This is a genomic window from Alkalihalophilus lindianensis, from assembly GCF_032843265.1.
In the GTDB taxonomy this organism is placed as follows: Bacteria; Bacillota; Bacilli; order Bacillales; family Bacillaceae_D; genus Alkalihalophilus; species Alkalihalophilus lindianensis.
Map to the genome: position 1 here is coordinate 1 of NZ_JAWJBA010000617.1, position 257 is coordinate 257.

Consider the following 257-nt stretch of genomic DNA (forward strand, 5'->3'; position numbering starts at 1 on the left):
GTTACACGTATGAACAGGCAGATGAACTAACCGATTGGGGCATTTCAGGCTTGCGTATCGATTATGGGATCGATGGAGAAACCATCGTTTCCTTGTCGCGAAAAATGAAAGTCGTCCTAAATGCGAGCACCATGACTAAAAAAGGAATTAAAGACTTAATAAAAGGAGGGCTCGTCACACAAAATGTAGAAGCCTGGCACAACTATTATCCACGCCCTGAAACAGGGTTGGATAAAGAGGCATTTATTCAAAAAAAT

The 257-nt window shown here is 41.6% G+C and carries 1 protein-coding gene; it reads left to right on the forward strand.

What is annotated here, in order from left to right:
* Positions 1 to 257, forward strand: a 257-nt coding sequence (locus RYX56_RS23640) for a MupG family TIM beta-alpha barrel fold protein (protein ID WP_317124290.1), incomplete at both ends; no start/stop codon positions are given.